The organism is Bacillus sp. SIMBA_031 (assembly GCF_046535225.1).
Lineage (GTDB): Bacteria > Bacillota > Bacilli > Bacillales > Bacillaceae > Bacillus > Bacillus velezensis.
In genome coordinates, this window is record NZ_JAWRXC010000133.1 from 1 (window position 1) to 286 (window position 286).

The 286-nt window shown below is 62.9% G+C and carries 1 protein-coding gene; it reads left to right on the top strand.

What is annotated here, in order from left to right:
• Positions 1–80 precede the first annotated feature (80 nt).
• The coding region (locus SB724_RS19805; protein ID WP_410572507.1) for an Lrp/AsnC family transcriptional regulator at positions 81–286 on the top strand (206 nt) is incomplete at its 3' end.

Genomic DNA, 286 nt, shown 5'->3' on the forward strand with positions numbered 1-286 from the left:
GTGTGTTCGTGTCTGATTCATCATTGACCCGTGGGCAGGGGTCCGTTCCGAACCGGGTTCGGCTCGACGAGACGGACCGCTTGATCCTCAAGGAACTCATGGCTGACGCCCGGATTCCCAACAATGTGCTCGCGTCGAAGGCGGGAATAGCGCCCTCTACCTGTCTGGGCAGGGTCCGGGCGCTGAGGGACGCCGGGATTATCCGGGGTTTCCACGCTGCGGTGGACCTCGAGGCCTTGGGCTTGTTGGTGTACGCGCTGGTCTCCGTGCGCGTGAATTCACAGGC